This window comes from Hydrotalea sp. AMD, from assembly GCF_004100315.1.
Lineage (GTDB): Bacteria > Bacteroidota > Bacteroidia > Chitinophagales > Chitinophagaceae > Hydrotalea > Hydrotalea flava.
This window is the reverse complement of sequence record NZ_SCKY01000036.1, coordinates 1-14431: the sequence shown is the minus strand read 5'-3', so window position 1 is coordinate 14431 and position 14431 is coordinate 1. Positions and strand designations below refer to the sequence as shown.

16 protein-coding genes are annotated in these 14431 nt (G+C 35.8%); 8 read left to right on the top strand and 8 right to left on the bottom strand.

Annotated features, from left to right (window positions below; genetic code table 11):
* Together EO766_RS16800 and EO766_RS16795 are read right to left on the bottom strand one after the other, a co-directional pair.
* A partial coding sequence (locus EO766_RS16800; RefSeq protein ID WP_287101589.1) for a signal recognition particle receptor subunit alpha occupies positions 1-155 on the bottom strand: 155 nt, incomplete at its 3' end.
* Between the two features lie 94 nt (positions 156-249).
* Positions 250-1116 carry a sigma-70 family RNA polymerase sigma factor gene (locus EO766_RS16795; RefSeq protein ID WP_074417465.1) on the bottom strand — a complete coding sequence of 289 codons (867 nt, stop codon included), beginning with the start codon at positions 1114-1116 and terminating at the stop codon, positions 250-252.
* A gap of 267 nt (positions 1117-1383) precedes the next feature.
* Between EO766_RS16795 and EO766_RS16790 the strand changes: the two genes are divergently transcribed.
* A complete protein-coding gene (locus EO766_RS16790; RefSeq protein ID WP_074417433.1) occupies positions 1384-1767 on the top strand; it encodes an START-like domain-containing protein in 384 nt (127 codons plus the stop codon).
* Here EO766_RS16790 and EO766_RS16785 read toward each other — a convergent pair.
* On the bottom strand, positions 1764-2348 hold the full coding sequence (locus EO766_RS16785) for a hypothetical protein (RefSeq protein ID WP_287101588.1): 585 nt from the start codon (positions 2346-2348) through the stop codon (positions 1764-1766). The genes EO766_RS16790 and EO766_RS16785 overlap by 4 nt on opposite strands.
* Before the next feature lie 27 nt (positions 2349-2375).
* Between EO766_RS16785 and EO766_RS16780 the strand changes: the two genes are divergently transcribed.
* From EO766_RS16780 to ade, 7 genes are all read left to right on the top strand, one after another.
* Positions 2376-3836: an LptF/LptG family permease gene (locus EO766_RS16780; RefSeq protein ID WP_287101587.1), complete on the top strand. Its 1461-nt coding sequence runs from the start codon at positions 2376-2378 to the stop codon at positions 3834-3836.
* A 109-nt stretch (positions 3837-3945) separates the two neighbouring features.
* On the top strand, positions 3946-4374 hold the full coding sequence (locus tag EO766_RS16775; protein WP_074421261.1) for an OsmC family protein: 429 nt from the start codon (positions 3946-3948) through the stop codon (positions 4372-4374).
* Between the two features lie 8 nt (positions 4375-4382).
* Entirely contained in the window at positions 4383-5378 is a 996-nt protein-coding gene (locus EO766_RS16770; protein WP_074417436.1) for a cation diffusion facilitator family transporter, read from the top strand.
* A 73-nt stretch (positions 5379-5451) separates the two neighbouring features.
* Positions 5452-6831, top strand: a complete 1380-nt coding sequence (locus EO766_RS16765) for a dipeptidase (protein WP_074417437.1) — start codon at positions 5452-5454, stop codon at positions 6829-6831.
* A gap of 125 nt (positions 6832-6956) precedes the next feature.
* Positions 6957-7349 carry an RNA-binding S4 domain-containing protein gene (locus EO766_RS16760; RefSeq protein ID WP_074417467.1) on the top strand — a complete coding sequence of 131 codons (393 nt, stop codon included), beginning with the start codon at positions 6957-6959 and terminating at the stop codon, positions 7347-7349.
* A gap of 12 nt (positions 7350-7361) precedes the next feature.
* The gene (gene trmD / locus EO766_RS16755; protein ID WP_074417438.1) at positions 7362-8042 is read left to right on the top strand and encodes a tRNA (guanosine(37)-N1)-methyltransferase TrmD; all 681 of its coding nucleotides are present in this window, start codon (positions 7362-7364) and stop codon (positions 8040-8042) included.
* Positions 8043-8128: 86 nt separating this feature from the next.
* Positions 8129-9781 carry an adenine deaminase gene (gene ade / locus EO766_RS16750; RefSeq protein ID WP_287101584.1) on the top strand — a complete coding sequence of 551 codons (1653 nt, stop codon included), beginning with the start codon at positions 8129-8131 and terminating at the stop codon, positions 9779-9781.
* Positions 9782-10216: 435 nt separating this feature from the next.
* On the opposite strand, the gene EO766_RS16745 is transcribed toward ade, so the two are convergent.
* From EO766_RS16745 to EO766_RS16725, 5 genes are all read right to left on the bottom strand, one after another.
* A complete protein-coding gene (locus tag EO766_RS16745) occupies positions 10217-11239 on the bottom strand; it encodes a S41 family peptidase (RefSeq protein ID WP_218331486.1) in 1023 nt (340 codons plus the stop codon).
* Positions 11240-11394: 155 nt separating this feature from the next.
* The gene (locus EO766_RS16740; RefSeq protein WP_074417442.1) at positions 11395-12111 is read right to left on the bottom strand and encodes an outer membrane beta-barrel protein; all 717 of its coding nucleotides are present in this window, start codon (positions 12109-12111) and stop codon (positions 11395-11397) included.
* A gap of 19 nt (positions 12112-12130) precedes the next feature.
* Positions 12131-12616, bottom strand: a complete 486-nt coding sequence (locus tag EO766_RS16735; protein ID WP_218331488.1) for a hypothetical protein — start codon at positions 12614-12616, stop codon at positions 12131-12133.
* A 47-nt stretch (positions 12617-12663) separates the two neighbouring features.
* The gene (locus EO766_RS16730) at positions 12664-12987 is read right to left on the bottom strand and encodes a hypothetical protein (RefSeq protein WP_074417444.1); all 324 of its coding nucleotides are present in this window, start codon (positions 12985-12987) and stop codon (positions 12664-12666) included.
* Between the two features lie 11 nt (positions 12988-12998).
* Positions 12999-14431, bottom strand: a 1433-nt coding sequence (locus EO766_RS16725) for a hypothetical protein (RefSeq protein ID WP_287101582.1), incomplete at its 5' end; no start/stop codon positions are given.

The window sequence follows — 14431 nt, the reverse complement described above, 5'->3', positions numbered from 1 at the left end:
GTAAATTCTTTGGCAATTTTAAAGTTCACATCTGCATCAATCAATGCCCTGCGAATATCTTTCACCGTATTGGCAACATTCAGCTCGGTAATACGTGCCTGGCCTTTTAGATTTTTAAATGCGGATTCTAATTTTTCACTCAGTGAATTAAACATAATACATCAATTAATGGTCTGTTTATCATTAAAAAAGTGAACTTACCGGTTCACTTTTTAATTTGATGCTGCAAATATAATGGCAACTGTGTTTTTAACCCAGATAAACCTTTAAATGCTTGCAGCGGCTGGTACTTCTTAACTTATTAATGGCTTTATCTTTAATTTGCCGCACTCTTTCGCGGGTTAAATTAAAACGGGCACCGATATCCTCCAGGCTCAACGACTCTTCCGTACCTATTCCAAAAAAATAACAGACTACTTCTTTCTGCCTTTCGGTTAACGTTTTGAGACTGCGCTCTACTTCTTTTTTTAATGATTCATAATGCTCAACCGCCATATCGGTTCTTTCAGCATTTGGGTTGTACATAATATCGAGCAGGGTATTATCTTCTCCATCGCCCAAAGGGGTATCTACACTAATGTGGCGGGCATTTACCTGCATAGCGGCATTAATTTCAGAAAGGTCGGTTTCTAATAATTCTGCCAACTCTTCAAGGGTAGGCTCTCTTTCATTTTCCTGTTCTAGTTGTTGAATGGCACGCCCAATGCGGTTGGTAAGGCCAACTTTATTTAAAGGTAAACGCACAATACGGCTTTGTTCGGCCAATGCCTGTAGAATGCTTTGGCGTATCCACCAAACGGCATACGAAATAAATTTGAATCCACGGGTTTCATCAAAACGAAGAGCGGCTTTCATTAAACCAAGGTTCCCTTCATTAATTAAATCGGGTAGTGTTAGCCCCTGATTTTGATATTGCTTGGCTACCGATACAACAAAACGCAGGTTGGCTTTGACTAATTTTTCTAAAGCAGCCTGATCATGGTTTTTGATTCGAATAGCTAATTTCACCTCTTCTTCGGGTGAAATTAATTCTACCTTCCCAATTTCCTGCAAGTACTTCTCTAAACTCTGGCTCTCCCGATTGGTGATGGATTTAGCAATTTTGAGTTGACGCATACTCATAGCAGTGGTTGTTTTGTGTTAGATAGAAGAAGTTGGTTTTGGTGGAGGAGCGGATAAATTTTTCAAATAGCAATTTAATTTATTTAAAGCATATCTCCCAAAAAATATATTATGAAGAATTTAAACCGCTAAAAGCCCTATTTCAGTAGGTTTAAACCGGAATATAAATCCAATAAACTTACTGTTTTAAAAAAAACATTTGGAGGGTATGTATAATTTAATATTATTGCAGCCCACAAAGTAGTTAGTAAAGCATTTGAAATGAGCAAAAAACAGTTATTTACAATTGAATTCCCCGTAAGATGCTCGCCAGGTATTTTATATGAGTTTTTAAGTACCCCAGCCGGTTTGCAGGAATGGTTTGCAGACAAAGTGGATGAATGGGATGGCGTATATAGTTTTAGCTGGAACGGCGGCACACCCGATAAAGCCAAAATTATGGAAAAAGAGCAGGATAAGTTTATCCGTTTTCACTGGCTGCATAGTGAGAAAAATGAATATTTTGAATTCAGGATTGAAAAAACAGAAATTTCGAACCAAACCATTTTAGTGGTAAAAGATTTTGCTGAGAAGAATGAAATTAAAGACCAAAGCCGCCTTTGGGAATACCAGATTAAAGAGTTATTTCACCGCTTAGGCAGCTAATTGAACACATTTTTCATCAACGCTTCGAAAGAATCCTGAAAAAAAGCGGGGGCTTCTGCCCACTGCTGAAGAGGTATTTTTTTAACCACTTTTATAAATGGCTTCTCCATTAAAGCGCTACATGTAATATTAGCTAACGGTGTAGTATTGCTGTTATCAATTACATGTTGCCATTTGTCTTCGGCTGTCAATAGCAACCAATCGGTTTGCACTACAGCTAATTGTTGTAATTTAGCCGCAAACATTTCAATAAATAATCCACTTATTTGCAGCGTAATGCTAAAATAGTGACCCCACCAAAAATAACTGCGAATGGCCAACTCTTCTTCCCGGGTAAAATAACGCGGATAATCGAGCATTACCCAGGGCAATCCCTGATAATTTTCACCATTGTATATTTTAGGCGAAATTTGTTTTACCGCAGCGGGAATATCTTTCGCCTGTTGCAATAAAATTAGATAGTGACTGCATGCCTCACCCAATACCGCATTGGCAGCAGCAATAATGCGGTTCTTTGTTAAAATAAACGGTATGTTGGTAACCAGTTCTAATTCTGCGGCCGAAAGTTTTACATTTGCCATTACGCAACAATAGTAAGAAAGGAATTTGTGATAAAAAAATTAGACATTTTAGTAGTACGTGCATTTATTGGCCCCTTTCTGGCCACTTTTTTAATTGCATTATTTGTGCTGGTAATGCAGTTTTTTTGGTTGTATATTGATGATTTGGTTGGAAAAGGAATTGACTTTGGCACATTGGCTTACTTAACCGGACTGGTTGCCATTACCTGGGTGCCACTGGCTTTACCGCTGGCACTGCTGCTTTCTTCCATCATGACTTTTGGAAACATGGGCGAATCGTTCGAAATTGTGGCCATTAAAGCCGCCGGCATTCCTTTATTGCGGTTTATGCGCCCTTTATTAATTGTAACCATCATTATTAGTGGTATTGCTTTTCTTTTTGCCAATAATATTATTCCCGTTGCACAATTAAAATTAGCATCGCTTCAATATGATATTATTGTGGCCAAACCTGCTTTTGATATTAAAGAAGGCGTTTTTTATAATAAAATTGAAGGGAACGTGATTAAACTGGGTAAGAAAGAAAGCGATGACAGCACCATCAAAAAAATTGTTATTTTTAAAAAAACCTATGGCCTGCAGGATAATTTAATTACCGCCGAAAGCGGTGTAATGAAGGTAACCCCTGATAAAAAATTTTTAGAATTTAAATTGAAAGATGGTTACAGCTATGAAGAAAAAGGGCCCCGCCAAACCATTCAAACCGATTTTACCAGAACCCATTTTAACACCTATACCAAATTGTTTGATTTAAGCACTTTTCAAATGAACAGAACCAAAGACAGTGCTTTTATTTACGATCCTAAAATGCTGAGTGTTCGCCAGTTAAATACCACCATCGATTCTTTGGAAAATTTACAGGCCTATTATTTAAAACGTTCTAAAATAGAAATTAATCCCTATTTATCATTTGCCAAATACATGGATTCTACCTGGCCTAAAACCGATACCGGTTTTTTAAAATCGGTTGCTTCTATTCAACAACTCATTCCCGATTCAGAAAGGCATTATATTGAAGAACGTAGTTTGAGCCAGTTAGGCACCATTACCAATAATGTTTCTTTAATTTATGACGATTATAAAACAAGGCAGGATTCTTTATTGAAACATGAAATTGAATGGCATAGAAAGTTTACTTTAAGCGTAGCCTGTATTGTTTTGTTTTTAATTGGTGCACCACTTGGCTCTATTATTCGCAAAGGCGGACTGGGAACACCATTAGTATTTGCCATTGTATTTTTTGTATTGTTTCACTTACTGAATACCTTTGGCGAAAAGTTTGCCAAGAGTAATGTAATGAGTCCGCTGGCAGGTATGTGGCTTTCAACGCTGGTATTAATACCCATTGGATTTTTTCTTACTTTTAAAGCCATGCGTGATTCGCAGTTATTTAATCAGGAATTTTATTACAGGACATTCAAAGAAATAAGAAAATTTATTCATATAAAGAAAACAGAATACGAAAATAAGCACCAGGGTGCTGTATAATGTTACAGTATAGAAAGTGAAGGATTGAATAACTGCCTGCAAAACTACTATCATCCAGTAAACCAACTTTCATACTTTGTTATATCATCATTAAAAACAGATACTGTTCATGAAAACTACTACCAAATGGGTAAGCCACCTGGCCTTTAACAGCAGCGATGAAAACAATCATACCGTTCGTTTAGATACCAATGCTGCAGATGGCAGTTTAAACAGTGGCATGAGCCCAAAAAAAATGTTATTGGGTGCTTTAAATACCTGCAGCGGTATGGATGTAGTAGGTATTTTACAAAAAATGAAAGTACACTTCACCACCTTTGAAATAGAGGCCAGTGCCGAACAAACTGCCACACATCCAAAAGTATTTACCGGCATTCACTTACTATACAAAGCTGATATTGCACCGGAAGCATCCGAACAATTTAAAAAAGCCATCGAACTTTCGCTCAACGCCTACTGCGGTATAGCTGCCATGTTGCAAAAGCACTGTAAAATTGAGCACAGTATTGCTTTATTGCCTACTACCAAAAATAAATAACCCATACGTTGCAAAAAGAAAAACAAAATTATCGTTTGCAGTTGTTCATTACACTTTTAAGTGTAGTACTGTTTGCTGCAAAAATAATTGCGTTTTACCTTACTAATTCTATTGCCGTTTTAACCGATGCTTTAGAAAGTACAGTAAATATGCTGGCAGGATTAATTGGTTTGTACTCATTATATGTTGCAGCAAAACCCAAAGATAAAGAGCATCCTTACGGCCATGGAAAAGCTGAATTTATTTCGGCTGCAGTAGAAGGCTCACTGATTATTACTGCAGGTATTTATATTATTTTTCAAACCATACAAAGTTTCTTTGTACAAAAACCGGTACAGGAATTAGATAAAGGCATTATACTGGTTGCCATTACAGCCATTGTAAATTTTGCCGCAGGCTGGTTGTGTTTACATATTGGGCAAAGAAACAATTCATTAGCCTTAAAAGCCAGTGGTAAACACTTGCAATTAGACACTTATTCCACCATCATTATTATTGTTGGTTTATTTATTATAAAAATAACCAACTTATTTTGGTTAGATAAATTACTGGCATTAGGTATTAGTGCCGTAATTATGGTAAACGGCTACAAAATTGTACGGGCATCATTAGCAGGCATTATGGATGAAGCAGATATGGAGCTGCTGAAAAAGTTAGTTACCACACTGAACCAAAACAGAAGAAACAACTGGGTTGATTTACACAACCTGCGGGTGATTAAATATGGTGCCACTTTACATGTGGATTGCCATTTAACCCTGCCCTGGTACATGAATTTACATGAAGCACATGCTGAAGTAGACGAACTGGAGGCATTGGTGATTAGCACTTTTGGAGATGATATTGAACTCTTTGTGCATACAGATGGTTGCCTGCCCTTTAGCTGTCCTGTTTGTATTAAAACCAATTGCAGTGTGAGAGAACATGCTTTTACACACAAAGTAACCTGGACATTAGATAATATTCTCTCCAATCAAAAACACAATGCACCCACCACCACTTAACAAATTGTTTTGGTGTTAACTTGTTACCTTTACCATTTCATTCAAAGTTCATAGAAAATCAAAAAATGCACATATGGAACCATGGAAAAATTACATTGAAAGCAATCAACAACGCTTTCTGAACGAGTTGATTGATTTATTAAAAATACCCAGTATCAGTGCCAGAAGCGAACACAAACCTGACATGCTGGCTTGCGCCAAATTAACAGAAAAAAAATTGATAGAAGCAGGTGCCGATAAAGTTACAATTTACAATACTAACGGACACCCTATTGTGTATGCAGAAAAAATAATAGACCCAACAAAACCTACCGTTTTGGTATACGGCCATTATGATGTACAACCTGCAGATCCGTTGAACCTTTGGAATAGTCCACCTTTTGAACCAATAATAAAAGAGGGTAAAATTTATGCAAGAGGCTCTGCTGATGATAAAGGACAATTTTATATGCATGTAAAAGCTTTAGAAACCATGCTGCAAACCAATTCAATGCCCTGCAACATGAAATTAATTATTGAAGGGGAAGAAGAAGTGGGCAGCCCGAATCTGGCAACTTTTGTAGAAACACATCAGGATTTATTGACTTGCGATGTAATACTCATCAGCGATACTTCAATGATTGCTTTAGACACTCCATCTATTGATGTGGGCGTACGCGGACTAAGTTATATTGAAGTAGAAGTTACCGGCCCTAATCGCGATTTACATAGCGGTGTATATGGTGGTGCCGTTGCCAACCCTGCTACCATACTGGCAAAAATGATTGCATCCTGCCACGATGAAAACAATCATATTACTATTCCGGGGTTTTATGATGATGTATTGGAAATTAGCGAAGCAGAAAGAGCCGAAATGGCGAAAGCACCTTTTAATGAGGAAACTTATAAAAAAGAATTAGGTATTACTGATGTTTGGGGCGAAAAAGGTTACTCTACCATTGAACGCACCGGCATTCGGCCAACCTTAGAAGTAAATGGAATTTGGAGTGGCTATACCGGTGAAGGTGCAAAAACAGTACTGCCTTCAAAAGCATATGCTAAAATTTCAGCACGATTGGTACCTAACCAATCATCCAAAAAAATAACCGCCGCATTGATTCACTATTTTGAAAGCTCAGCACCAGCAAGTGTTACCGTAAAAGCTATGGAACATCATGGCGGCGAACCCTATCAAACTCCCATCGATTCTATTGAGTACTTAGCTGCGGCAAAAGCAATGCTAACAACGCTGGGAAAAGAGCCTGTTCCGGTTCGTGGCGGTGGCAGCATACCCATTTGCGCTTTGTTTGAAAAAGTATTACATAAAAAAATTGTGTTTTTAGGATTTGGATTGGATAGTGACAACCTACACAGCCCTAATGAAAAATTTGATTTGGCTAATTTTTATAAAGGCATTGAAACCATTCCTTATTTCTTTCAATATTATACAGAATTGTATCAGGCAAAACATTAATGCATTAAACCTTCTTTGTGTAAAAGCGCAGCACCGAAATGCTGCGCTTTTTTATGTTATGCTACCCGGTTTATTTTCCTTCAAAAATATTACCTTCATCATTACTTACAGTAAATGAATGTTGTATGGATGCCGTAAAAGAAAAAATAAGAATTGATAAATACTTGTGGTGTATACGCATTTTTAAAACCCGTTCGCTGGCAAGTGAAGCCTGCGAAAAAGGCAAAGTAAAATATCTGGGCAATAATGTTAAACCCTCAAAAACGGTTACTATTGGCGATGAATATGAAATTAAAACCGAAACCCGTAAATGGATAATAAAAGTTACTGCATTATTAGATCACCGGGTAGCTTATGCCGAAGCTATAAAACATTATATAGATATAACACCGGTAGAAGATTTAGAAAAACCGGCATTTCTGCCTCCTTCATTCCACACAGGAAAACGTTTAAGTAGAATTGGCCGCCCTACCAAAAGAGAAAGAAGAGATTTAGACAATTTTATGGAAAGTGAATAGCATCTTTGCAAAATGATAATTGATATTATTTCTGTTGTACCTGAATTATTAGAAAGTCCGTTGAATCATAGTATTATGAAGCGGGCTCAGGAAAAAGGCCTGCTGCAGGTGCATACACATAACCTGCGCCAATGGGCCATCAACAAACACGGACAAGTAGATGACTACCAGTATGGCGGCGGAGCAGGTATGGTAATGATGTGTGAGCCACTGTTTAATGCCATTACGCACTTACAAACTACCACAACTTACGATGAAATTATTTATTTAACACCCGATGGAGAAACTTTTAACCAGTCAATGGCTAACCGTTTATCGCTACAAAAAAATTTACTATTTATATGTGGGCATTACAAAGGTATTGACCAGCGCATTCGCGATCATTTTGTAACCAAAGAAATTTCTATTGGCGATTATGTGCTTAGTGGCGGAGAGCTGGCAGCAGCAGTAATTGTTGATGCCATTGGGCGTTTAATACCCGGTGTTTTAAATGATGAAACTTCAGCCTTATTCGATTCTTTTCAGGATAACCTTTTGGCGCCCCCGGTATATACCCGACCGGCAGATTTTAATGGATGGAAGGTACCTGATATTTTATTGCAGGGCGATTCCAAAAAAGTAGAAACCTGGCGCTATGAAGCCGCACTGGCTATTACCAAAGCAAAACGGCCCGATTTGTTGAAGGACGAATAATATTTTTTTAATTTACCTATTACACCAACCTCAATGTTGTGTATGAGCAGTTACACAACATTTTTTAAAACCAGATGATAAATACAATGGAACAAAACCAATATACTATCAGCGGACAATTAGTAGATGTCTGGAAGCAACAAATTTATCCCGCTACAATACATATAAATGCAGGCTGGATTGCTGCTATTGAAGCATTGCCAAAACATACATCCGTACCCGATCAATATATTTTACCGGGCTTTATCGATAGCCATGTGCATGTAGAAAGCAGTATGCTGGTACCCAGTGAATTTGCACGGTTAGCAGTTGTTCATGGTACGGTGGGCACCATCAGCGATCCGCATGAAATAGCCAATGTATGTGGTATTGAAGGCGTTGAATTTATGTTGGCGAATAGCCAACAAACTAACTTTTCTTTCAACTTTGGCGCACCCAGTTGTGTGCCTGCCACCACCTTTGAAACTGCAGGTGCTGCACTCAATAGTACTGACGTAGCTGCCTTGCTGCAACGCGATGATATTAAATACCTGAGTGAAATGATGAATTTCCCGGGTGTTTTGCACGGCGATGAAGAGGTAATGAAAAAAATTGCTGCTGCCAAAGCTGTTAACAAACCGGTTGATGGCCATGCACCCGGTTTAATGGGCACTGCGGCACAACAATATATTGCTGCCGGCATTAGTACCGACCATGAATGTTTTACGGTAGAAGAAGCATTGAACAAGTTGAACTATGGTATGAAAATATTGATTAGGGAAGGCAGCGCTGCCAAAAACTTTGAAGCATTAATTGATTTAATGCATTCCCATTATGAAAACATGATGTTTTGCTGCGACGACAAACATCCCGATAGCTTAGCCATTGGCCATATTAACCAATTATGTGCCCGGGCAGTAGCAAAAGGTATTGATGTATTTAAGGTACTTAAAGCCGCCTGCGTTAACCCGGTACAACATTACCGGTTAAATATTGGCTTATTAAGAGTAGGCGATCCGGCTGATTGCATTGTAGTGAATAATCTTACCGATTTTAAGGTACTGCAAACCTATATTAAAGGCCAATTGGTTGCAGATCAAGGCCGTACATTGTTATCCTCAGTTCCGGCTACGCCCATCAATCAATTTAATTGTATACCTGTAACAGAAAATGACCTGGCTATCCCAATAACGGAGTACCCCTTACAGCAGGATACAATACCCGTAATACAGGCATTAGACGGTCAATTAATTACCGAAAAAATTTGGGTATACCCCAAAATAAGCCATGGATGCATGGTTTCAGATATAGAAAAAGATGTACTGAAAATAGTGGTTATAAACCGCTACCAACCTGCACCCATAGCAAAAGCCTTCATCCAAAATTTTGGATTACAAAAAGGGGCTATCGCCTCTACCGTAGCACATGACAGCCACAATATTGTAGCCGTTGGCACCAATGATGCCGATTTGGCAAAAGCCATTAATGCGGTTATTCAGGAAAGGGGAGGAATCAGTGCCGTAAACGGAAACAACACAAAAGTATTACCGTTACCAGTAGCCGGACTCATGAGTACCGATGATGGCTATACCGTAGCAACTGCTTATACAGCAATAGATGCCATGGTAAAAAATGAATTAGGCAGTACGCTTGCTGCACCCTTTATGACACTTAGTTTTATGGCCCTGTTGGTAATTCCCCATATTAAATTAAGTGATAAAGGCTTGTTTGATGGGGATTGTTTTCAACTTTGGAGATAGTTACAGCTACTCTATTGCATTCATCTACCTATTGCACCATACAAAAATATATAACTGTACACGAACACTAAATAAAATTCAACACTAATCCTATACATACCTTTAATTACCTACCATGAAAACAATTGCCTGTAAAATTTAAAATTCCAAAATGGTATCAAATTTTTTATTATGTCTTTTTTAGATATTACTCCTAACACATAAAGCCTAATACCTGATACAATTGGGTGATAAATTAATGAATATGTAAACAGGCTAATTGTAAATTCAGCAGGATGAATATAACCCATTTTTGAAAAAAGAACCATGATTAACAATGGAGTAGCTATCAAAAACAAATAAAATGGAAGATATTTTAAGTTCATATTGAATCATTTTAATGTTAAACAATTTTTTACTGCACATGCAGTAACGAAATATATCTTTTGCGAAAGACTATTTCAATAAATCAATAGCTTTTTCTAACTGTTTGTCAGTAGCATTTTGTAAAGCCGAAAGATTAAATGCAACATAATAATCGGGAGCAATTCCTTTTCCCTCATAAATTTTACCATCAATATATTTAAACTTTGATGAAGATATTTGTACACTCATGAAATCAGGTACAGTAAAACTACCATCATTGTATAAATTATTATCACTAACAATGGGTCCTGTTGCACCAAACGTTGTTTCGCCAACAAAAACAGAATTAGGAAATGCTTTAACTGCCATTACAGTAGCTTCCGCTAAAGAAGCTGAAACATTATCTGCTAAAACAATAATAGGAATATTTAACTGCTTCGTGTTTTTTGGTGGATTTATATAAGCAGGCAGCCATGCACTATAATCATACTTTCCATTGCCAATTTTATATTGCGTATAACCAAACAACAAAGGTTTGTCAATGAATCTTCCAATTAAAAAATTTAAGTCACTTAAATCTCCCCCATAATTACTTCTTACATCAATAATTAATCCTTTTAGATTAGAAGGTAAATTGTTTAAAGTGTTGAAAAAAGAATTTAAAATGGGTTGAATTTTATTTGCAGATGTTGAATAATATGCTTTTGACAATGAAAAATAATTACAAGAAAAAAATAAAATATTATGCTGAATAGTTCCGTATAAAACAGTTAAAGGCTGCCCTCCGTATGAATAAGTATTCTCAACACCTAATTGATAATTTGCATCTAAATAACCTGTATCTACTTTATAAAAAGCATAGGGGCTATGAAAATCGTATAAATTCTTTTTCTTATCATAAGCAGGATAAACAAATGAATCTATAATAGCATTTTGCATAAATGAAATATAATAATGCCCATCCATTATGGTTTTTGTCATCTCTTTAAAAAAAGAAACACTCTTTTTAAAATCGGCAGCGTTATTCAAATCTAACTTTGCAAATACAGGCTTATATCTCAGATACATCCTATTCCAATTTGTTGTATCAATATCCCAATAAACATAATTCATATTCATTTTATTCCAAAACTGTTCAAACACACCACTAAATGTTTTGGGGATTTCATTATTTATGGGTAATGCAACTTTTTTACATGAAGAAAAAATAAAAAGAAAAAATAAAACATTAATAAGTTTATGTTTCAAAAGAATATTTTGCATTACTGTCAATTTTTTTTATGAAAATTAAACATACAGCCTGCAGAAATTACACTGGTTTGATTATACTGCATAATCTGACTAATAGAATAATTTTTTTGTTGCGAAATGATAGATAAGTAAAATCTTGTATTGACAAAAAAAGAATATCTGTTATTAAGTATATACATTGATGTTATACCCACTAATGGTCCCACCTCAAATCGATTATCATTTAAATGAGAAAAAGTGTATTTTTTATAATAATCGGAAAAACGCAAATAATTTGTCACTACACCTGTAGCATCTACGGCATAGTAACTATCAAACACATTAGATATTACACCCTTTATGCTTCCATCAACCCAATAAGAAACAAAGAATCCGGCATCGGCCCATAATTCCCATTTACTTTTTTGTAGTAACTTGTATTCAATAATAACCGGCAATTGCAAATACGTATTTCTGTAATTCGCAAAAATACCTTCGTAAATCCCTTTGCGAACAAATGAATAATTTTTTTGCAATACATCTAATTCAGTTAGTAATTGAATTTTATTTTTATATGCATAGTTAAATATTAAACCTGTACTAAAACTATTGCCATTCTTATTTTCAGTAAACAAACGATTAGAAATATTGGTTTGTAAATGATTATTAGTATAACCTGAAAATACTCCTATACTATATTGTGCATTAAGGCTTTTTATAATAAAAAAGCATAGCAAAATATATATTTGCCGCATGCTGTTATATTTTTAAATGCTATTGAAAAAATATTTCTTTACAGTTAACAGCCAATTCTATATTACAAACCAATTTAGTGTGTGGTGCGTTTGTTCTTTTAAGTATTAGATAATACCAATAACCAAACTTTTTATTTCCTTTTTTGGTTATTTTTTTTACCACCAACCTATCTCCGTAATGTAATAGCTCTTTTAATTTATCATTCTGCCTGGCAAATTCAGGGTTTACCCGATTCAAATAAGTGGTTTTCATTTCTGCATCATGAAATAGCAATAAATTGGCATTGAGTTGTGTTTTAAATCTAATCTGCTGATAAATACCATTTACACCTGAACCGCTGCCCACTTGTAGTGTTAAGCCTTCATAAATTTTAAAACCGGAATCGGTTATTAATGTATTATTTTCTTCACGATAACTGGTACTTGGATATATGGTTTCACGCCTTGTTTGAGAAAAACAAACAAAAGGACATAAAATTATAATAACCAAACAAATACGAAACATGAATATTGTTTGAAGCCTGAAACCTATATTCGGGCTATGATGAAAAATTAAAAATATAAAAACCAATTGTTGCCATTGCTTAACACTACATTATAATATTCCTTTAATAAACTTAAGTTGTAGGTAGCATAAACAGCCTGATAGGCCACCGTAATGTAACCATCAGTTGATATGTTAACGAGGCTCCCTTGTGCAGAAGTTCCATCTACATTATATACAAATACAATATCCCCCTTTGCCATTACTTTTTGTAGCTTAGCCGCTGTAATTTGTCCTTGTGTGGGAGCAGAAACTTCTTTAGTACAAGAGGCAAAAGAAAAACCAGTAATAATTAACAAGAAGAGTAAAATTTTAATTGGATATTTGTTCATATACTATGAATTTAATTGCTTACAAAATTGGCTAAAAAGGTTTTAATAATTGTTGATTTTGGGGTACTACCATTGTTGGGTATAACGTCAAATGTTATTCGAACAGCAACATAATTATTACGTGGTTGCACTCTTGGTACTGTATAAGTTGTACCTACAGATGGTCCGGTAATGACTGTATGAGCTCCTATGATTCCAAGATTTCCGCCAATGACGGGATTTGCAGACAAATCTGGGTCAATTAATACTACTTCAGTTTTTAAATTTTTAATTGCAGCACCAGTTGATGAAGAATTTATAACTGACGGATTCCATAAATAATTAATTGAAAAAGTATTAACTGTATATAAATTATCATATTGATAATATATGCCACCATTTTGATTTACTTTAATTGAATTAGTATGTATATTAACAATGGGCTTTGAAGATAAATTAAAAATACCTAAACTATTTGTATACAATGGAATATAACCTTGTGCAGTAATTGGATCTATGATTGTCCCAGGTACATATACAGAAGCGGGACTTGCGGGAAAAGAACCTTTACTTGTACTAGTACCATCCAATTGTAACTTTGCATTGAGTGTTAAACTTATTGTTTGAGCATTGCTGTTTCCGCCTATTATTGCACTTAATAATCCTGCAACTGCTCCTGGAATATTGCCAGTTGCAGCAGAAAATGCGCTATTTAGTCCACTCTGAAGTGCTGTGAAAGTTGCATTTGACAATCCTAATTTATTGTTAATTGTGGTAGGTGTGTATCCCTGTATTGTCCCATCTGGATTTACTATTGGGTATACTGCAGAAAAATTACCGCTGGCATTATTTACAGAAGAACTACCTGCCAAAGAAAGACCTGCTGTTGTGACTACTTTTAATCCATTTAAAAGAGATGAACTAATATTAGACGTAGAAGATCCAACAGTACCATTCACACTACCTATCAATGGGCCACCCAATGATATTTTAGAAATACTATTATAATTGGTGTACCAACTCAATTGAATATTGTTATAATTTGAGTTCGCTAAATTGGGATCATAGGCCAATTCATATTGTAGCATGTACCACTTTCTGGTTCCTAATGGAGCTGAGCCATCTGGTGGACCTGGTTCTATTTGTGAATATGATAATTGATTTTGAGAAACATCGACAATATCATTACCCAAAAAGTTTAATAGACTTGTAGTTCCAGATGTTGATGCTGTAAGCCCATCAACTAAATAATCGGAATTAGCAGAAACTTGGGAAGTTACAAAAAAATAAATACGCATTAATCCTCGATATCTATTATACAAAATAAAGTAAGGATCTTCCAACGGACCAGGAGAATTTGGGTCAAAACTATTATACACTAAAACCCATCCATCACTTGCCTTGTAATCATTCGCTACATCAATACCATATATAGAAGTTATACTTCCCTGCCCAATCCATGGTG